The organism is Myxococcales bacterium, assembly GCA_016703425.1.
Taxonomy (GTDB): domain Bacteria; phylum Myxococcota_A; class Polyangia; order Polyangiales; family Polyangiaceae; genus JADJCA01.
On the sequence record JADJCA010000008.1, the window covers coordinates 84,544 to 103,618 of the forward strand.

Below are 19,075 nucleotides of genomic sequence, written 5' to 3' on the forward strand. Positions count from 1 at the left end.
GCAACCTAAGCGCGCGCGTCATCCCGGCTGGCGCAACTTTCGCGCCTCGGCGGGGGGCGGTGCGCGGGGAACGAGGGGCGTCTTCACCGGCTTCGCGACGCCGGCGTGACTCGACTCGAACGGTGTCTCCGGGCGCGAAGATTGCTTGCCGCGCGGTATGCAAGCCGTCATCACCATGACTCGCAACGTGCTCGTCGTACCGCCCGAACTTTCCCTCGGCGCGGCCCATCGCATCATGCGCCGCGAGCGGATTCGCCACTTGCCGGTGGTGCAGGGAGGCGTCCTTCTCGGCATGCTCTCGGACCGGGACGTCCTCCTTCGCGCCAAGCTCGGGGAGGATGGAACGGTGGACGTCCCGCAGGTTCCCGTTGCCGTGGCGATGACCCCTGATCCGATCACTTGTCACGCGACGACATCGGTCGCGGAGCTGGTGGCGATCATGACCGAACGAAAGATCGACGCCGTCGTCGTCGTCGGGCCGTCGGAGCGGCTCATCGGCCTGGTGACCTCGACGGATCTGTTGCTCCTGCTCGGTGGCCGCGACGAGGCGCGCCCGCTTCCCTTCGCCTTCGAGATTCAAGAGCGAGGCGCTGAGGCGTGACGCAGCGCGAGGGGCGCTCGAGGAGGGTCCTTTGAGGCACGGCCTCGTGCTCACAGGCGGCGGCGCTCGCGGCGCGTACCAAGCGGGCGCGCTCCTCGGGATCGCCGAGATCACCGGCGCGCACGAGCTCCCGTTCTCCGTCGTGACGGGGACGTCGGCGGGCAGCATCAACGCGGCGTTTCTCATGGCCCGCGCAGACGACTTTCAGGGGGCGACGCGCGCCCTCTGCGATCTTTGGGCGACGCTGAAGGCCAGCGATGTCTTCCGCACCGACGTGGCGACGCTCTCGAGCATCGGCGCCAGGTGGCTCACCGACCTTGCGCTCGGTGGATTCATAGGCAGCGGCCGCGCCAAGTCGCTCTTGGATACGAGCCCGCTTCGGACGCTGCTCGAAGAGAACGTCGACAGCACCGCACTGGCTCACGTGCTCGATGGCGGGGCGCGCACGCTCGCGTTGACGGCTACGAACTATCACAGCGGCATCGCGATCACCTTCTACCAAGGCGCCCGTGAGCTCGCGGGATGGACGCGCACGGGTCGCATGGGGGCCCGAGCCAGCCTCGGTGTCCAACACGTGCTCGCATCCTCGGCCATCCCCGTCTTCTTTCCCCCCGTCGAAATCGATGGCGCCTTCTACGCCGACGGTTGCATCCGCCTAGGGACACCGTTCAGCCCGGCGATCCACCTCGGCGCTGACCGAGCGCTCGCCATCGGCACTCGGCACCGCTCGAGAGAGGCGGACCCGTTCGAGCTCCGTCACGGTGACTCGCCGCTTCGTTCGCCGAGTCACGCGGACGTAGGTGGCACGCTGCTCAATGCCGTCTTCCTCGACGCCATCGACGCGGACTTCGAGCGTGTCGACCGGATCAACCGGACGCTCGCTCTCATTCCGCCCGACGCTCGTTCGCGCCATGAGCTTCGCTTGTTTCCGGCCACGCTCCTGCTCCCCTCCACCGACCTCGGCGCCGTCGCCGCCAAGGCCGAGGCGCACCTGCCTTTGATGTTGCGTCACTTGATGAAAGGTCTCGGCGTGGGTGACGGCACCGGGTGGGACCTACTGAGCTACCTCGCCTTCGACACAGCCTTCACCTCGCGGCTCGTGGGCTTAGGCTTCGAGGACGCCAAGCGAAGCAGCGCCGCCATCGAGAGCTTCTTTTCGGGCTCCTGAGCTGGCGCCGTGGTCACGGCGGTGGCCCCTGCTATCAACGGTCGACGACGCGGCCCAATGAAGCCGCCTTCGTTGCCGACTGTGGGCGGGCTCGCGAGGCCTCGTCCATGAGGTCGTCGTAGACCTTGCGCGCGATACCTGGCCGCCGCCCCGCGAGCCAGACCACCGCCTCCTCGAAGGAGGCGTGAATGGAGATCTCGTAGGGAGGCGGCCGGATCCAGTTAATGGCCGTCACCACGGCCCGCGCCACGCGTGACTCCGACACGAAGACAAGCAGCGGCGTCGACTGCACGGTCCTGGTGGCCTCGGCCATACGCTTTCGCCACGCGGCGTTCGGCGTCGGGTTATCGCGGTCGACGACTACAATGGCCGTCGACTCACGCCCCCGCATGCGCACGTCGAGCTCGTGCAACGAGCTGATGTAGCGCTCGTAGTCCGCGTCGCTGTTGACGGAGCCTTGGAATCGCCACACGCCGACACCCCAAACGAGGTCGTAGCTGAAGGACATCATGGCCATGAGAGGATAGCTCGTCTCGTGGCGCCGTTCGCTGCGCTACGAGCATCTCGAAGCAGCCCCTCGCGAGGGCCAAGGCCGCGTGGTCGGCCGTCACTGAGCAAGCGCCCCGAGAGCCCGGGTGGGTGGCTCCCGTCGCTCGTTCTCCCCGGTTAAAACTCGGGCGCCGCCGTTGCCACCGTCGCAGCGCGTGACACACAGACCCGCATGAAGAGTCCGTTGTTGCTCTCGGCCGTCTTGAGTCTTGCGGTCGCACACGTCGGCTGCTCCGCCGCTCCGGAGGCGTTGGCTGACGACGACGCGCCGCTGTCGGCGGCACGAAGCGATGCGACCATCGAAGCGGAGCTCAGAGCTGCCGTGCAGGGCGCGCTCTACATCAGTGAGGCCGACTACCCCTTCGAGGTCGTTCACGCGCCCTTGCCGCAGGGAACGCGATCGCTGACCGCGGAGCTGCTGCAGGAGAGGCTCGCGACCTACGTCGACCGGCACGCCGACGCGGACAAGCCGCTCCTTGAGCTCAAGTCGATGACGAAGTCGTTCGCGGCCTGGCGGCACGGCTTTGCCACGTGTCGCGATCACGAGGGGGCGTACCCGGAGCAATGCCCGCGCATCTCTCGCATCAACGCAGCGCTCGCAAAGAACCTTCGCGGCGTCCGCGTCTACTACTTCGGGCGCGAGGGCGAAGAGGGCAACGTGGAAGGGACCACCGTGTCCATCTTCGTCGTCGGCGTGACACCACAAGGCAATCTCGCCGGCGTGTGGACCCTCGCCGCGTGGACATGAGCGGGCGCCGCCGCCCAAGCCGCGCAACCGAATCCGCTACCTCGCGCCGGCGCCGTTCGCGCTGGCGGCCTCGCCGGTTGACATCAAGTGTGGCGCGACGACGCCATAGGGGCTCGCGACCACGACCCGAGCGTTCGTGAAGCTGATCTGCGAGACCGAGTCGAAGGCGAAGTGTTGTGAGGTCGCGACGACTCGAAAGTCTCCGCTCGGGGTGCTGCAGAAGAGGCGTCCCGCGGTGATGCACACCGTGCCGTCACGACGGGCAGCGATGCGACCGAACTCGAGCTCGCCGAGCCTCCGGTTTGGCCCCCTTTGCGCCGTCACCTCGGCACCGGACTTCGCGTCGAAAGCCACAACTGTGTCGTTGTTCGGTTGCCCGATGACGGCACGACGTCCAGGTTCGTCGACGTTCGCATAGACACGCCCGTCACGCAGGGCGAGCTGCTTGGACACGAGCCCGCCGCGTGCGAAGGTCACCGGCGCGAAGGCCGGCGTAGGCGCGCGGAAGTCCGCGTAGAAGGCCTCTTGCACCTCGTCGGGCCGCGGAACGCAGAGCGCGCCGAACTCGTCGACGAGGGTCTTGTGGCAGCGCCGCCCCGTTGGGAGTGACGAGGTGGCCCCGTCGATGAGGGAGACGACGAGCACCGACGTGTCCGAGCTCACGTAGAGGCGGCGAGTCGCCGCGTCATGGGCGACATCCACGCCCTGATCCCCGAGCGCCGCCTTCGCGAGCAAGGTGACGGCGCCCCCGCCCTTCGGCAGGCGCCAGACGCGCTCGACTCGATCTTCGTGGCTCGCAACGAACACGAGGTCGCTGCCAACGAGGGTCATCCCCTGGAGGTAGGTCACCTTGGGGGCGGCGCCGCGAGGGTCGCCATCCCAGAGGACGCGCGAGCTCTCAGTGCCGTCGAGCCGCACCACTTCGATTCTTGGGTTCATCGCCGAGCCCACGTAGACCCGGTCCTCGTCTGCCGCGAAGCGGGCCACGGCGGTCTTGGTGAGGAGCGGCGGAGCCTGCTCGGGCGGCGATTCGAGGTTTGACTCGTCCTCCGCCGACGGTGGCCCACCAGCACCGCACGCGACCGCGAACGCCAGAGACGAGAGAAGTGCGCTTCTTGCGAGCAACATGATCCTCTCGATGAGCAGAGATCATGCCGCGATGGGCGGCAGGCACGCGCAGACTGCGCAGACGCGTGCCGAGCTTGATCGCGTTGGAATGACTGAAGTCGCGATCGCAGCGGCGGGGGCCGCCAGGTCGGCGCGGATGCCGACCTGGTCTCCACGTTTGGTCCATCGGGACGAGCGCGCCCGCCCCGCCCGTGCCCGCCCCCCGCGCCCGACGAAGGTCCGACGTCGGTTCGGCGGGACCGCTCAGCGCGCGATTGGCACGAAGCGGCGCGCGGAGACGTTCCGCCCATCGGCCACGTGCACGATGGCGAGCTCTCCGCTTGTCGCGACGGCGAGCGACGCGTAGGTCCAAGAGCCCGTCGCCAAGAGGCCGAGGCTTCGCTCGGCGACTGTGCCCCGCGCGTCGATGCGAACCACCGACCCGCGAGCGTAGGCTGGGTCGTAGCTCACGTGCGCGCGCTTCTGCACGAACACGTTGCCCGTGCCGTCAACGGCGAGGTCCGGGAAGGGCGCCTGCGTGAGCGTGGGGTACGAGCCGAGCGCGATGGAACGGGCGACGCCGACGTCGTCGAGCTCGACGTAGGTCGCCGCATAGTCGGCCAGCGATGAGCTCGTCGTATAGGCGTACGGCTGCAGCACGAGGTGCGTCGTGCCGTCGGCGCCATGCGTATGGGTGAAGTGGGGCCGCCCTTGGGGAGCCGTAGACGCCAGCGAGGTCTTCGTCCACGGGTCGATGGCGTTCGTGCGACGGTAGCGCACGATGTCACCGAACTCGGCCGCGGCGACGACGTCCGCACCGCCGTCCTTGCGAACGTGCACCGCGAGATCGCGATAACCGGCCGACGAACGGCACAGGTCGATCTCCTCCAGAGAGCCAAAGGTGCCGTTGGCGGGGCGCGCCGCCAGGACAAGGCGGCAGCGAGAACCTGCGCCGCTCGCCGATTGAAGCGCCATCGCGAGGAAGGTCGTCCCCTGCCCGTTTCGCCCAATCGCGGTATTGAGAACGACATCGCGCGATCCGGGCCGCGGCCCCTGGTCGTCGCCAAAGATGGCCGGCGCGCCGGGGTAGCCGGCGGACGTGAACACAAGCTCCGGCTCGAGACCGACGGCGCGATCGTAGCGGACGCGGGTCGCGGAGGTTGCGCCCCGCGACGAGACGCCGCCGCCGTTGCCGCTCTGAACGGCTGTCCATGGGCCTTCGTGGATCGCATAGCTCGTGGCGCCGGTCGTGCGCGACCAGGAGGACTGGGCGTAGGCAACGCGAAGGGAGCCGCTCGTGTCAAAGGCGGCCTCCATGCCGCTGGCGATGGAATCGACGCGCTGGCTTTCGTCCCGCACCGTCACGCAGCGATCGAAGAAGCACATCGCGGCGCCGCCGCCACACTGCGCGTCTTCGGTACAGACCGCCGTGGAGTTGCTCGGAGAAGATGCATTGGCGAACGAGACGGCAAACGTGGCAGGCCGCGACTTCTCGTCGCGGAACGCGAGGTAGTACGTGCCGCCCTTCGTCACCGTCTTCGTGATGCGCGCGTTTCGGTCGGTGGCGCTGACGTCGCCGCTGCGATCGAGGGTCTGGAAGGCTGAGCCGAGGAGCCACGCTCGCGGGTCGCCATCTTGCGATTCCACCCGAAGGTCCACAAGCTGGCCGGCCGACAGGTTCATCGCGAAGGCGCGGTACACGCGCGTACCGTCGTGCGAGACGCTCTTGGTCTCGCCGGGGGCGAGCGTACCGACGATCTCGGCGCTCATGAGCGCGCGCAGATCGTCTTCGGATGTGGCGCTGGACGCGTCGGCATCGGCGGACGCGCAACCGACGACGAGAGCGCCTCCAGCAAGGCAGAGCGTGAGTGCCGTGAGGTGAGAGAAGAAACGAGATTGCGAGATGGCGAGTGTGCGCATGAGGTCCTCTTCGCGGCTGACGTAACCGCACTGGCAGCTACGTGAAGACACGCGCCGTCTTCCTATGCAACGACTCGTCGCGCGAATTTTCGTGCGGCGCGGCGATCATGGGGATCGACGAGCGCATGCGATCGCGGAGCACACCTCCACGGCGACGCAGGACTGAACGCGGCGCTATTGGACGCGGGAGACCTTGAAGGAGCCGCCCGTGACGCTGTGCTCCGCCTTCGCGAGGTCAACCAACGTGCCTGAGAAGGTTCCTTCGATCGCGTCGCCGACGTTGGCCGCCGCGCGCGTGACCTCGACGGAGCAGGTCCCCTTGTAGTTGTCGGCCACCCAGCCCACCGGCTTACCGGCTTCGTTGAAGCCGAAGTTCATCGAAGCCGCGCCGAGCGTGGCGCACGAGTGAGTCCCCACGGCGTTCTTCACCCCGAGGATGAAGCCTTTGTAGCTAGCGCTCGTCGTGAGCGCGTCGGTGCCCGCCCCGAGCTGTAGCGTGCCGACGGGGCCCGGTCGCGCGCCGACGTTAACCGTCGCGTTCACCTTCGTCCCGTCGACGTCGGCCACGATGAACCCGCTGCCTGCGTCCGCGACGGCCGCGTCGTTGGCGAGGGCAGCGTCGCCGGTGACAGAGGCGTCGGAGGCGGCGCCTGCGTCGGTGGTGGACGCCTCCCCGTCCTGCGTCGAGCCACCGTCGGCGCCCGGTGCGCTGAGCTCTCCCTCGGAGCACGCGGAGCACGCGGCACTGAGGATAGCGCCCGCCAGCAAGACCCCGGCGAGGTTCGAGTGCACGAGAGCGACACGGCGAGGACGGGCTTGCAGCATGAACCCATAGTCTTACGACAACCACCCGCCGCCACGGAAGCCCCGACGGTCGACCCGCCTGCGCAGCGCGTGCCGCGTGACGCGTACGTCTTCGGCAAAGAAACGTCGCCGCGGCACTCCGCCGGGGTCTTCCGCTGAGTGGTTCGCGCCCCGGACAGTGTGCCGCCGGTTATCCTCGCCCGATGCACGAGCCCGTTACGCTGAACATCCTGTATGCCATGCCGATTCCCGTCGGCCATCGCGTCGAGGTGCACGTGTTCGCAGCCGCGGCGAGCATGTTCCAAGGTGTTGAGCCCGTGCCGAGTCAGCCCCTCGTCAGGGACCTCGAGACAGGGATCATCTACGGCGCTGGCTGGCACTACGAGGACGTGTCCGTCTACGTGCCGCACCAGGTTCGGCCGCTCCCGCTGCACCCGCGCCGCGATCTGCAGGTGCCCTATGCTCCGCTCGTGGGCCGCGTCCTCGCCTGCCGCATCGCGGCGATCGGCGCCGGAAAGGGCCAGTACCAACAGACGACGCTCGTCGTCGAACCGCTCCCGCCCGAGCAAGTGTACCGGTAGCGTCCCCTTGCGCGCGACCGCAGGGTCCGACGGCTCACTCCCCGCGCTCCTCCTTCGTGGGAGAAGCGCGGGGACTCGCGCTGCCTCAGAGCTTCGGCAAGACCGCGCAAGTGGCGTTGACGCCGGCGCCGGTCGCCTTGTCGTCACACACCAGGACGTCGACTTGTCCCGCTGACGCGGCACCGGCGGCGTCGATGGCGAACGCCGTTCGAATGCCCTGGTCGGGGAGGCCTGCGGCCTTGATGGCGTCGCTCGCCCAGACCGTGGCGCCGGTTGCCGACGCCGCCGCGCCAAGGGTGATCTTGGTGTCGGCGGCTGCGATCGGCTTGTAGCCCTTCGTCGCCGCTAGAGCCGCGTCTGTCTCGCTGTACGCGACCGAGCTGAAGAGAGCCGCCGACAGGTTTGCGCCGGACGCAGCGCCGACAAAGACAGGGATGTTCGTCGTGGGCGCTGCGTGCACGAAGCGGAGGTGGGTGTTGCCGGCAGCCGGCGCCGCGAGCAGATCGAAGAACGGCTTGACCGTGAAGGCCGTGGCCGACGCATCACTCCCGAGCTTGCCGATGGCGGCTGCCGTCGCGTAGTCACCGGCGGCGAGCGCCGGCAAGGTGATGTCGGGCAGCCCTGCGAGAGAGGTCGCGCAGTTGGTGGCCGAGTCGGCCACGAGCCTCGCCTTGTACGTGCCGGCGGGGACCTCGAGGTAGGTCGTGACCTGCTTGAAGGTCAGGGCCGGCGTCGCGGGAACGTCGGTCGCGGAGAAGGTTGCACTCGACGCGGTGACGCAGACCTTCACCGCGGGCGCGTTCGGCGAGAGATGCGCGACACGGACGAACGCCTTCGGGGCCGCGGCGTCGGTGCCGGAATCGGCGGCCGTCGAGGCGTCACTTCCGCCGGAGCCGCTGTCGGTGCCCGTGCTTGTCTCACTCGAGCTTCCGGCGTCTCCCCCTCCGCTCGTAGACGGCGAAGCCGGGTCGTCATCGCTGCAGGCAGCGAGCGGTACGCCCATGGAGGTCAGGCCAACAACGAGCAGCGCGAAGCGATTCGAGGTCATAAGGGATTCTCCTTGCCGCGGGTGAGTGTCGCGGCGAGGCAACTATGGGGACCCCGTAGGAAGGCGCGTGCGAATGAGCGGACGCGACCGCCTGTGAGCGATTCTGGGCGGCGGCGCCTCTCTCATGGCGCGAGCGGCGGTCTTGCTACGTGGTGCGGACTCGCTTCGCCGAAGGCCGCTTCGCCGCCCCCTTCGCCTCCACGGCCTTCGCCACCTTCACGGCCTTCGCTGGCTTCACGGCCTTCGCGGGCTTCACGGCCTTCGCGGGCTTCGCCTCCGTGGCGCCGGAGCCTTGCCGCAACTTCGCGACCGCGCCCTTCACGAAAGCCAGCAGCGCAGCCTCGTCAACGTTGGCCAACGACTTCACGTAGAAGCAGCCTTTCGCGACTTCGACCTTCCCGAGCTTCTTCACCGCCGCAACATCGAGAGGGGCCCCCGACGACACGTAGAGGGCCGTCTTGCCCTTGCGGGGTGAGAAGCCCGTTTCAAACCAATCGTTCTCCTTGCCCGATGCGTTCCTGTACGTCCGCTTTCCGAAACCCACGATGGCGCTGCCCCACATGGAGCCCTTGTCTCCAGTGACCTTCGCCATCAGAGCGCGAAGCCGAAGCGCATCGGCGCGCTGCTTGTCGTCTGCGATGGCGCCGAGAAATTCGTCGACGCTTGTGGATTCCTTCTTGGTCTTGAGTTCGGCCATGGATGACTCCTGTCGGGTGCGCGCGTGGCACGCGAGCCAGCGTAACCAAGCCGGCTCGCGAACGTGAGCCCGTGGCGGCGCTCATCCCCCCATCGACGGCGTGTACGACTTGCCGGGCGTCCCGCCTAGCGCGAGCAGCGTCGCCGCTTCATCTTTCGTCACGAACTTTCTCCGGAGCGGAGGCGCGACGCGGATGAAGTCACCGGTGCGAAAGGTGCGCGAAGCGCCCTCGGCCTCTAGGACAAGGCTCCCGCTCAGCACCAGGTAGACCTCTTCTTGCCCGTCCTTGGCGTGGTCGTGCTCAGGGTAGCCGGTGCAATGAGCGTCCAGCTCGAGCACGTTCATCCCCCAAGACGTGACACCGAGGGCTTCGCGCACGGGGCGGAAGCGAATCCCCGGAATCGCGTGCGGTCCCGCGTAGGGGGCGATGTCGGAAATGTTCTTGGCGATGACTTTTTCCATGAAGAAGCTCCTTCTTTGACGATGATGTAGCCATGGGGCGAAGGGCGCCGCTTGTAGAAACGCGACCAAGCCCCGGCGAACGCACCCGCGGGCTCTTGTCGGACCGCGCTAGCGGGCAGCGTGTCGAAGCCTGCACGCACGCGCCCGACGCGGATCTTCGCGACGTGGTGCAAGACTTCTGGACGGGTCGCTGGGACCTTCGTGGACAGCCGCCCCACACAAGCGTGCTCCTCGGCGATCCGTCCCTTCACATTGTCTTCGAAGCCGGCGGCGCGCACGGCGGCAGCCGCATCGTCGGCGTGTGGACTCGCGTATGGCGGCGCGTCTTGGAAGACCAGGGCCTCGTTCGTGGCGTGAAGCTCCGGCCCGGGGCCGCGCGCGTGTTCCTCCCGACCGCTGCGACGGTGTTCACGAACCGCATCGTCCCCCTTCGCGACGTCTTTGGTGACGAGGTCCTCGCCTTGGAGGACGCCGTCCTACGGCCCGGTGGAGATCAAGAGGCGTTCGCAGCGTTCGCCGACTGGCTGCGCAAAAAGAGGCGCCTCGCACCGGACAACGAACCGAGCCTGGCGATCGCGCTCGTGGCTCGAGTTGTCGCCGACAGCGAGATCACGACGGTCGAACGGCTCGCGCAGGTCGCCGGCGTGCACCGCCGAATCCTCCAGCGGCTCTTCCGTGAGCACGTCGGCGCCACGCCGAAGCAGGTGATTCGCCGGAACCGTCTGCAGGAAATTGCGAAGCGCATGGAACAGGGTCTCGCGCCCTCGCTGGCGGCCCTCGCCGCGGACCTGGGCTACGCCGACCAGGCCCACCTTGCGCGCGACTTCAAGAGCGTGGTGGGCTCGAGTCCCAGCGCCTTCGCGGCGCGTTTTGCGAAACCCGCGTGAGACTCACCGCGGCAAGTTCACCGTGAGCGAGGTCTCTTCGCCGAGGTTTCCAGCGATGTCGATGGCCTGCACCGAGATCTTCACGCGTTCGGGCCGCTCGGGGAGCGCGATGGCGCTGTACGCGCAAGGCGGGAGGCTACCGCCCAACGTCAGCTGCGTCGGTCCCCCGCCGGCCGCGACGGGAATGATCACATTCCCACCGGGGAACGTGCCGTTCATCGTGTGAATGCGAAGAGCGACGAAGGGCGACGGCCCGTCGACGGGCGCGTCGACCTCGAGGGTCACGAAGGGACCGTCGAGCGCGAGGCCGTCAGGCAGCGTAACGACGCCGCCCTTGCCGCGCGCCAGCTTCCGTGGCGCCGCGCCGCGCACCTCCACGACCCGCACGCGCTTGGACCACGACGGCGGCGTTTGATCGATCTCGGCATTCGTTCGGAAGGTCCCCAGGATGCGGCCGGTCTCCCCGCGCACGAGCCAGACCTCGTAGCGCGTGTTCGCGTCGAGGGGCTCGAAGCCACGAACGCTGAGGACCCGATCCTCCTGACCGGTCGTGTGATCGATGCGCGTCTTCACGTCCTTTCCCGTCGTCGCGGAGCGGAGCACGAGCGCGTATTGGCCTTCGGGCTCAGGGCACCGCTTGGCGCTCGTCGCGCGGCACGTGCCGGTGAGCTCCCAGGTCGTTGGGAGCGTAAGCCACACGCGCGCGTTTCTCGGGACGACCCCCGAGGGCCCCGGCACGAACGTGTACTCGACGGCGCCGCAGGTGGACGCTTCGATGGATCGCGGGGTGGCGACCGCGGCCAAGAAGAGCACCCCGGCGCCCAAGTTGCGGAACGCGGACATGGAGAGGCCATGGTACTCGCAGACCACGACGCGTCGTTCGACTACCGCCCGATCGAGCCGGGGAGCACGATCGTGGGGCAGTCGTAGTCGCAGTGAAGATGCCCCTCCTTGTCGCAATACTGCTTCACCAAGCGGCAGACTTCGCCGGCCGTCGAGGTCGGGGAACAGGCCCCGCACACGAGGCCGCCGCGGTTGATCGCTTGCGCGTTGACGGTGGCCTCTGGCTGCTCGGGCGTCACCTCCGTCTCGCCGCCGTCATCCACGGCGGCGCCGCAAGCGATGGCGCCGAGGGCGAGAGATGCGAAGAGCGAGGTGCGCGCGACGAAACGAAGTTGAGCGTTGCGGAGGAGCATGGTGGCCTTCCCTTTCGTAGGCCACGGTCGCAAGGACGATGCCGCCGTTGACGACCGCGAAGACAGCCGCAAAACCCGTCGACCGCCGTGAGCGGGCGCGCCCGCGACGCGCGCGCGCTCAGCGTTCGTACCGGCCGGTGAGGTCAGACGACGGGGTGCCGCCTGCGCGCGTGCGCTTCCGCGTGCCTCTTCTTGCCAACAGCAGCGAAGAAGGCCCCCCTTGTGGCAAGGCGTTTCCTGCGATCGGCGAGAGCATAGTGTGATCTTCCATGGTTTCGCGCGTTAGCACGCGCCTTGCTCCACTCGTTCTCGTACGCCGATTCGACGGAAGAGCGCCGCGAGAGGCGCCTCGAATGGGCGATGGAGAACGACGCCCATGTGCAGCGGCATCTACCTTTTGTGCTTCCTCGGCGTCTTCGGCTCGCCGCCACCGCCGGGCGCACCTCCGAGTTGCGCCCCGACCTCGAGCGACAGCAGCCCCGACGCGCGCACGCCCAAGCTGCGACTCGGCCACTACTCGAGCGGTGACGGCACCGTAGGCTTCGTCTTCGATCGACGAGGAGAGCCGAAGCTGCGCGTCGACGGCACGCCGGAGGTGATCGTGCTTCGGGCGCGGGTCGCGTCGTCAAGCGTCACGGCGTTCATCGACGACGACGAGCGCACCTGGGCAGAGGGTGACGCCTGGGGACGCGTTCGCTTCCTCGCGCCGGGGCGAGACCCGGTTCTGGTGACGCGCGACGCCGACGCCGCTCCCCTGCCCGACGCGCCGCAGCCGGCCCTCGCGTCACGCCTGCACCTTGCGGCGTGGAGCGCGTCGGTAGAGGCCCGGTCGGGGGCGAAGGTGCTCTTCGAACTGGACGTCGCGTCGCTCGGCGGCGACGACGCGGCCCACCGCAACGTCACGCGCCAAGTGAGGCGTCTCGAAGAAGCGTTCGCGCGCATCGCAAGTGACGACCTCGGAAGGAAGGCGCTCACGAAGGTGAAGCTCGTTCGGCTCCGGAGCAGCGCAGCCGAAAAGCCAGCGCGCGCGATCTTCGCCGACGGCACCTTGACCCTCGAGGCGCCCTACGCGGCGTCGCGCGGCGTCGCGACCACCGATCTCGTTCGCCAACTAAGCCAGTCACTCTGATTTTCGAGATTCGAATGCTGTTCAGAAACCAAGGAGACCTCCCATGATGAAGACGATGATGTTCGCGCTCTCGTACCTTTCGCTCGTCGCGTGCGGCGGAGCCAACGCCGCGGTCCGAGACGGTGCATCGACCCCTGCCTCAGCTTCTCCGCCGGACTCGTCGGCGAGCGCCACGACGGCGACGTCAGCCTCGGCGGCGGGCCCCGGCGGAACCGCGGTCTCGGCCGAGCCGCCGGCCACCATGACCCTCGAAGCCAAGAAGGAGATGAAGTACGCGCAAGATCACTTCAACGAGCGCATGCGGCCCGTTCGCGAGCGCTGCGGGATGAACCTCCGCGTCGACATCGACTGGGCGAGCTTCGGCAGTGACATCGTCGCGCTGAAGGTCCTCGGCACCAACCGCGGCATCGGCGAAGCGGCCATGGCCATCGGGGGCCTTTGCCGCGACGCCGTCGGCAAGGAAGCCATCACCACGAAGCTCAAGCGCATCGAGCTCCGCAACGTCTCGGGCGCCACGTCGAAGAAGCTGTCCTTTGCGGCGGGCGTCCTTCGCATCGACGGCTCTTACAAGGACAACGTCGAAGGCACCTTCCATTCCGACGACTACACGAAGCTCTTGGAGAAGAACCTCTGCGGGGGCGCGCTTCGTGCGCCCGAGTGCGCGAGTGCCGCCGTACCCTCCGCAGGACGGCGGCCGCCGCGAGCGACGCTCGCGCCTCGAGTGCATCGCGCCCAGCCCTTGCGCTAGCCTAAGGCCGTGCGCTTCGAAGGTGAGCCGGACTACTCCAACGTTGAAGACCGACGCGGCCGGGGCGGCGGGCGCGGCGTGAGGCTCGGCCTCGGCGGCTTCATCGTGGTCGCCGTGGCGAGCGTCGCCTTTGGTCGGAACTTCTTCCGAGACCTCGGCGTTGACCAAAGGCCCACCCACACCAGCGGCACACAAGGCGGTCCTGCCGGAAATGCGGGCGCTCGCAGCGCACAGGAGAAGGACTTGGAGCGCGTGGCCGTGGGCGCGTTCAACGACGCCGAACGTTTCTGGTCGAGCGCGCTCACGACCCCCGCGTATCGCAGGTCGACGCTCGTGCTCTTCTGGGACGGCACGCGCTCGGCGTGCGGCGACGCGAGCGCCGCCAGCGGGCCCTTTTATTGCCCCGGCGACGAAAAGGTCTACATCGACCTGTCGTTTTACCGAGAGCTCGCGGCGCGCTTCAAAGCACCGAGAGACTTCGCCCAGGCCTACGTGATGGCCCACGAGATCGGGCACCACGTGCAGCACGTCTTGGGCACGGAAGCGAAGATGCGGAGCGCACAGCGGCGCGCGCCGGGCGAGAAAAACGCGCTCTCCGTGCGCCTCGAGCTGCAGGCCGACTGTTATGCAGGCCTCTGGGGCCACCACGCGGCGAAGCGAAAGCTCCTCGACGCGGGCGATCTCGACGAGGCGTTGCGCGCGGCAGCGGCCATCGGAGACGACCGTCTGCAGAAGGCGGCGCGAGGCACCGCGAAGCCCGAGACGTTCACGCACGGCACGTCGACGCAGCGCGCACGCTGGTTCCGGCGCGGCTTCGACTCCACGAGGCTCGAGGCCTGCGATACGTTCGCGGCGGTCGAGCTCTGACCGCTCCCGCGTCGGAAGGAGCGCGCCGAGGCGGGTCCCGGGCTTCGCGAGGGTGAGCTCTCGCGCGCTGACTATTTCTTGAAAACCGCCGCCATGCGGCTCACCAGTTGGTCCATGACGGGGCGATACCCGTAGGCGCTGCTCGCGCGATCGCGGGGCTCGCGGGGGCAAATGGAGGCCACGAGGCCGCGATCGCCGAGGGACTGTGCGAGCGCGATGGGGCGCGTCGAGGGCGAAGCGACGCCGCGGATCTGGACCTTGCGGTCGGTCGGCGAGCAGACCGGCGCGTCGGTGGGTTCGCTGCAATCGCAGAAGTCGACGTTCTCCCGGAGGGCGCAGTCGACGGGCTCCGGGAGATCGAACGTGCACGCGTACTGGACGTTCCTGCCCTCCGTGTTCCAGTCGCGCGTGTGGGCGCCATCGGCGGAGGCGCCTTCGCGGGGCTGCAGCGACTCCTGCATGAGCGGGTGTTGGCCGTCGAAGCGATACGCGGCGGGCGCTTCGCCGACGAGCGACCGATAATCCGTGTCGCCGAGCTTCGTCTTGTACGGAGCGCTGTTCGTCGCGGAAAGATCGTCCGGGGCCTCGGTGAGCAACTGCCACGGCACCCCTCCGATGACCGTGAAGAAGATCTTGTCGGGGGTGCGCGGGCCGGGCGCAAGCTCACAGAGCTCCTCGCCTTGCCCGGAGGGCAGCTCGGACGCGAAGAGGGGATTTCGGCACGTCGCTTTCGCCGAGCCGGTGTACGCGAAGGGTTCGCAGTCCGCTCCGTCGCAAGGCTCGTATTCGCTGTCGCGGTGGGGCACCAACGTTTCGGACAAGCCGCGCGCGTAGCGCTCGACGGGATACCGCGGGTCGATGCCGAAGCGTCTCTTCATGTCGAAGAAGCGCACGTTGGGATGGTCCGTGTCTTCCTGGAGGGGGCGCTGACAACCGGGGTCCCCGCTCGCGACGCTCAAATAGCAGCTCGTGCAATCGCCGCTCCCGGGGGCCGTCGCGCATGCGGCCGTGCCCGGCCGCACCCGTTTCGAGTCGGCGAAGAACCAGCTACGGCCGCCAAGGGCCATCGGCGCGACGTTCGACTCGTTCTCGTCGGTCAGAAGCACCACGGCGACCGCCGAGTCGGGTCTCAGGAAGGCCTTCCGTTCGGCGAGGAGCTTGAAGTCGTAGCCTACGTAGCGGACCGTATCCCCGACCTTCACGATGCGCTCGTAGGGATCAGGCTGAACGAGAAACCGGTACGCCGCTTCCATCGGCGACTCGTAGCCGCAGCCGTCTTGGCCGACGCCGTCCAAGATGCGCTGGGCGGCGGCGATGAACCTGCTGGCGTCGGTGAACGGCGTGGTGCCGACGCTCTCCGCATCGCGTGGCTTGCCGGCGTTCGACGCGATAGGCGGAAGCCAGGCGACGAAGGGGACCGGCGTCGCCTCGGCCACAGGATCTTCTGCGCTGCGCACGCGGCCCAGGAGATGAGCCCCGTCGTCGTTGTGCCGTGTGGGCTCCGTCGCGCCGCACTGATCGCCGCCGCGCGCACCGAGTGACGAGGAGATGAAGCCCACATGCAAGTCTGCGAGCGGCAGAAACTCAGGTGTCCCTGCCGGGCATGCCCCACCAATCTCAGCACGGCCGACGCTGCGCCCTTGGTCGTCGAGGCAGCGAGGGCGCACCAGGCGGTCGACGAAATCGGCGATGGCGTGGCGAAGGTACGTCTGCTTCGTGGCCATGCCGGCCGAGTTGTCGACGACGAAGAGCAGATCGAGCTTGTCGGTCGGCGGGCCCGCGGGACTCGCCGGCGTGGCCCCCGGCGAGGCGCCGGCCCCGCCGCCACCGCCGCTTCCGTTGCCGTCTACCGTGGCTCCGCACGCGACGAGTGCGAGGGTCAGCGCCATCCCGGCTTTACGAGTCGTCTTGTTCATGGAGTCCTCCCAAGCGCCGCGCGGCGGATGGACGAGACCGAGTGGCACGCGCGAGCGCGACGCGGCAAATGCCGAATCGATGGCGCGGAGGGCGGTGCTGGGACGCGGTCTGACGTCCGAGCTATGAGGCAGATGCGCCGGCCCGCCACGGGTGGCGGGCGGGCCCATCCGCGTGCGCGGGGCTTGCGTCAGCGACAGGCGCTGCTCACTCTTTCACGAGTCGCCGACAGTAGGTCTCCGAGCCGTTGATCCGCACGATCTTCGCGTCGAGCGAGGTGTTCGCCTCGAAGCGCACCACGAGCGAGCCGCCCTTGCCGTCTTTGAACTCGGCCGCGGCGAACTTGCCCACGGGCTCTCCCTTCACTCGAATCGGATCGGCGTACACGTCGCCCTCGGCAAAGCCCAAGAGGTCGGCGGCGCGCAGCTCGAGGCGACGCGTGCGGCTGCTGCTATCGATGGTGTGCGAGACGACGAGCGCCCCGTCGGTCTTGTCGACCTCGAGCCCGCACGTCTTCTGCAGCGTGCTCATGGCGCCGTTGTATTTGCCCTCGCCGACTTGGCCGAGCAGCGCCTCGCGAACGCGGTCGAAGGCGGCCGCATCGGACGCCACGGCGGGCAGGCTCCACGGCTTGTACGAGGCCACCGCTGCGTACGGTCCCGGCTCCGCGATGAAGTCGACGGGCCCGAGCTGCGCCTTGGTCGGTGCGCTGCGCGCCTTGCACGTGACCGAGATGTCGAAGAACTTCGCGTTCTCACTCTCGCGAACGAGGGTCTTCTTGAAGTCCCCGTCGCAGGAGAAGTACTTCGCGTCCGCTTGGCCGATGCTCTTCCGCTGCAGGATGAGCGGCAGGCGCGACGGCTTGTAGTCGTTGTCGAGCAGTTGCTCCGACGGAATGAACTCGATGTCGCGCTCCTTGCCGAACCACCCGAGGATCTCGGTCTTGTCGTCGCGGCACGATGCGAACGGGTACTCGTGGAACTTCGCGCCCTCGGCGTCCTCGCCGAAGCGAGCCGCATCGCGCACCGACCAGCCGTCCTTGTAGAGGCTGTCCTTGCTCGTCAGATAAAATTCGCGATCGCGGCACGGGAGCGTCTTGTCGCCTCCATCGCTGATGCTGAAGGACTCGACGTGCGAGCTAAAGACGAGCTTGCTCTCGGCGATGGCAAGGTGAAGCGACACGGCCTGGCCGGCCCGCTCGAGCGCGCCCACGTCCTCGTCTTCGCCGCCGGTCGCATCGGAGGACGCTCCGCCGGAACAACCTAGGGAAGCGAGACAGACGAAGGAGCCGAAGAGCGAGAGTTGCGGGAAGCGGATGCGCATGGCCGCGTGTATGCACACGTCGTACCTGGCCCGATCATGGCTTTCGCGCAGTGATTCCCCTGCCCGCGGACGGCTTTGGCCCCCAGCGTCGGCCCCCCCTCAGGCGAACCGATCCATGCCCCATGGAGATGATCCGCGTCCATAAAACGACCGTCACGGGGGGAGCCGCGTGACGCCGTCGGAGCTGCTCCAATAGACGCCGTCGTCGTCAACGGCGATGGCGTTGGGACTGTTGGCGGTGGCCAAGGTGGTCGTGGTGCCGCCCTTGCGAAGGTCCCGCCGACGAATGGCGCCCGTTGTTGCGTTTGCCCAGACGACGGCCGACGCGTTGGGACCAGACCTGTGGATGGCCAGCGCGATGGGGTTCTCCTCGCCGACGGACAACATCGCGATGGCGTCGCCTTGGGCTTTAGCGGCGGTCTTTGGCACGGCGGAAATTCGGCTCGTCCCCGCGTCCGGGGTGCCTTGCACGAAGAAGATCTGCGTCTCGTCGACGGCAAGGTTTCGCGCCGTGTTCAGCTCAAGAGCGACGGCGCGCGGCGGCGCGGTCAGGGCGATGATGGAGTTGAGGCCCGGCGTGGAGCTCACGTACGTGTAGAAAAGAGTGGCGCCGTCGCTGGCGAGCCCGTCGGGGGTGATGCCAATGACGATGGAGGAGCTGTTTACCGGAGCCCGAAGGTCAACGGACACCAAGTTGCCGTCGCTGACGGCGCGGAGCTGATTCTGCCCGTAGACCAGGTGCCGCAGGGTCGCGTTTTTCGCCGGCGCAGGCGCGTAGAGCAACTTGGCCTCGAGTCCGTTGTGCTCGAACCCGAGGATTCGGCACGAGTTGCCGCCCGAGCCATCGGGACCCGTTTCGATCCAGAAAGATCCTCGGCGCGCGAGACGACGAGGTCGGTGACGACTTGACCGGGGCGCGTGACGACGGCCTTGGTGAAGTTGTCGCGCTTCGTCGCGACCTGGATGGCGCTCTGCTTGGTCGACCACCAGTACACCGACGTCGGGCTGACGGTGACCCAAGCTGCCGATGGGTCCGTGCTGATCGGCGTCGCGCCGCGGGGGCACCATCCGGAAGCGCATCGGGCGCGCCGGCATCGGACGCTGCTGCGGCGCTCGCGACAGGAGCTGGCCCCTCCGTGCGATCGCCCAACAGGAGCTGACAGCCCCCGAGGGCGAAGGCCAATGGCGCTGCACAGGCTGCACAGACGGAGCGCGTGCGCATCGGCCTCCAGAGAAGCGGTCGATCTCGAAGCGCGTGGAGTTTTTGCCCCCGTCGAGGGCGCTTCGGCGGCAACGCGGTGGCGCACCCAACGTGTGTGGACAGGA

Annotated in this window: 20 protein-coding genes; 8 read left to right on the plus strand and 12 right to left on the minus strand. The window is 68.1% G+C overall.

Annotated features, from left to right (window positions below; all coding sequences use genetic code 11):
- The first annotated feature begins 157 nt into the window (after positions 1-157).
- Both IPG50_15350 and IPG50_15355 read left to right on the plus strand, forming a co-directional pair.
- Entirely contained in the window at positions 158-601 is a 444-nt protein-coding gene (locus IPG50_15350; GenBank protein MBK6693563.1) for a CBS domain-containing protein, read from the plus strand.
- Positions 602-632: 31 nt separating this feature from the next.
- The gene (locus tag IPG50_15355) at positions 633-1,769 is read left to right on the plus strand and encodes a patatin-like phospholipase family protein (protein ID MBK6693564.1); all 1,137 of its coding nucleotides are present in this window, start codon (positions 633-635) and stop codon (positions 1,767-1,769) included.
- A gap of 34 nt (positions 1,770-1,803) precedes the next feature.
- Here the strand turns inward: IPG50_15355 and IPG50_15360 are convergent, their stop codons facing one another.
- Positions 1,804-2,280 (minus strand): hypothetical protein, encoded by a 477-nt coding sequence (locus IPG50_15360; GenBank protein MBK6693565.1) that lies wholly within the window; start codon positions 2,278-2,280, stop codon positions 1,804-1,806.
- Positions 2,281-2,490: 210 nt separating this feature from the next.
- Between IPG50_15360 and IPG50_15365 the strand changes: the two genes are divergently transcribed.
- Positions 2,491-3,066 carry a hypothetical protein gene (locus tag IPG50_15365; protein MBK6693566.1) on the plus strand — a complete coding sequence of 192 codons (576 nt, stop codon included), beginning with the start codon at positions 2,491-2,493 and terminating at the stop codon, positions 3,064-3,066.
- A 36-nt stretch (positions 3,067-3,102) separates the two neighbouring features.
- Here the strand turns inward: IPG50_15365 and IPG50_15370 are convergent, their stop codons facing one another.
- The 3 genes from IPG50_15370 to IPG50_15380 form a co-directional block, all read right to left on the minus strand.
- Complete coding sequence (locus IPG50_15370) at positions 3,103-4,194, minus strand: hypothetical protein (protein MBK6693567.1); 1,092 nt, start codon at positions 4,192-4,194, stop codon at positions 3,103-3,105.
- Positions 4,195-4,437: 243 nt separating this feature from the next.
- Positions 4,438-6,144 carry a hypothetical protein gene (locus IPG50_15375; protein MBK6693568.1) on the minus strand — a complete coding sequence of 569 codons (1,707 nt, stop codon included), beginning with the start codon at positions 6,142-6,144 and terminating at the stop codon, positions 4,438-4,440.
- A gap of 123 nt (positions 6,145-6,267) precedes the next feature.
- Positions 6,268-6,918 (minus strand): hypothetical protein, encoded by a 651-nt coding sequence (locus tag IPG50_15380; GenBank protein MBK6693569.1) that lies wholly within the window; start codon positions 6,916-6,918, stop codon positions 6,268-6,270.
- 182 nt (positions 6,919-7,100) lie between these two features.
- Between IPG50_15380 and IPG50_15385 the strand changes: the two genes are divergently transcribed.
- A complete protein-coding gene (locus tag IPG50_15385) occupies positions 7,101-7,478 on the plus strand; it encodes a hypothetical protein (GenBank protein ID MBK6693570.1) in 378 nt (125 codons plus the stop codon).
- 85 nt (positions 7,479-7,563) lie between these two features.
- On the opposite strand, the gene IPG50_15390 is transcribed toward IPG50_15385, so the two are convergent.
- The 3 genes from IPG50_15390 to IPG50_15400 all read right to left on the minus strand — a co-directional run bounded on the left by IPG50_15390 (position 7,564) and on the right by IPG50_15400 (position 9,685).
- Complete coding sequence (locus tag IPG50_15390; GenBank protein MBK6693571.1) at positions 7,564-8,526, minus strand: DUF4397 domain-containing protein; 963 nt, start codon at positions 8,524-8,526, stop codon at positions 7,564-7,566.
- Positions 8,527-8,671: 145 nt separating this feature from the next.
- Positions 8,672-9,223 carry a DUF1801 domain-containing protein gene (locus IPG50_15395; GenBank protein ID MBK6693572.1) on the minus strand — a complete coding sequence of 184 codons (552 nt, stop codon included), beginning with the start codon at positions 9,221-9,223 and terminating at the stop codon, positions 8,672-8,674.
- A gap of 81 nt (positions 9,224-9,304) precedes the next feature.
- Positions 9,305-9,685, minus strand: coding sequence for a hypothetical protein (locus tag IPG50_15400; protein MBK6693573.1), 381 nt, complete (start codon positions 9,683-9,685; stop codon positions 9,305-9,307).
- 32 nt (positions 9,686-9,717) lie between these two features.
- Between IPG50_15400 and IPG50_15405 the strand changes: the two genes are divergently transcribed.
- Positions 9,718-10,572 carry a helix-turn-helix domain-containing protein gene (locus IPG50_15405; GenBank protein MBK6693574.1) on the plus strand — a complete coding sequence of 285 codons (855 nt, stop codon included), beginning with the start codon at positions 9,718-9,720 and terminating at the stop codon, positions 10,570-10,572.
- A gap of 3 nt (positions 10,573-10,575) precedes the next feature.
- Here IPG50_15405 and IPG50_15410 read toward each other — a convergent pair whose 3' ends face one another.
- Entirely contained in the window at positions 10,576-11,415 is an 840-nt protein-coding gene (locus tag IPG50_15410) for a hypothetical protein (protein ID MBK6693575.1), read from the minus strand.
- 41 nt (positions 11,416-11,456) lie between these two features.
- Entirely contained in the window at positions 11,457-11,768 is a 312-nt protein-coding gene (locus tag IPG50_15415) for a hypothetical protein (GenBank protein MBK6693576.1), read from the minus strand.
- 376 nt (positions 11,769-12,144) lie between these two features.
- On the opposite strand from IPG50_15415, the gene IPG50_15420 reads away from it, so the two are divergent.
- The 3 genes from IPG50_15420 to IPG50_15430 are packed head-to-tail and all read left to right on the plus strand — an operon-like array spanning position 12,145 to position 14,512.
- The gene (locus tag IPG50_15420; GenBank protein ID MBK6693577.1) at positions 12,145-12,897 is read left to right on the plus strand and encodes a DUF4908 domain-containing protein; all 753 of its coding nucleotides are present in this window, start codon (positions 12,145-12,147) and stop codon (positions 12,895-12,897) included.
- 43 nt (positions 12,898-12,940) lie between these two features.
- The gene (locus IPG50_15425; protein MBK6693578.1) at positions 12,941-13,645 is read left to right on the plus strand and encodes a hypothetical protein; all 705 of its coding nucleotides are present in this window, start codon (positions 12,941-12,943) and stop codon (positions 13,643-13,645) included.
- 9 nt (positions 13,646-13,654) lie between these two features.
- On the plus strand, positions 13,655-14,512 hold the full coding sequence (locus tag IPG50_15430) for a neutral zinc metallopeptidase (GenBank protein ID MBK6693579.1): 858 nt from the start codon (positions 13,655-13,657) through the stop codon (positions 14,510-14,512).
- Between the two features lie 71 nt (positions 14,513-14,583).
- Here IPG50_15430 and IPG50_15435 read toward each other — a convergent pair whose 3' ends face one another.
- The 3 genes from IPG50_15435 to IPG50_15445 all read right to left on the minus strand — a co-directional run bounded on the left by IPG50_15435 (position 14,584) and on the right by IPG50_15445 (position 18,532).
- On the minus strand, positions 14,584-16,428 hold the full coding sequence (locus IPG50_15435; GenBank protein MBK6693580.1) for a hypothetical protein: 1,845 nt from the start codon (positions 16,426-16,428) through the stop codon (positions 14,584-14,586).
- 205 nt (positions 16,429-16,633) lie between these two features.
- Entirely contained in the window at positions 16,634-17,749 is a 1,116-nt protein-coding gene (locus IPG50_15440; GenBank protein MBK6693581.1) for a hypothetical protein, read from the minus strand.
- Positions 17,750-17,902: 153 nt separating this feature from the next.
- A complete protein-coding gene (locus IPG50_15445) occupies positions 17,903-18,532 on the minus strand; it encodes a hypothetical protein (protein ID MBK6693582.1) in 630 nt (209 codons plus the stop codon).
- Positions 18,533-19,075 lie beyond the last annotated feature (543 nt).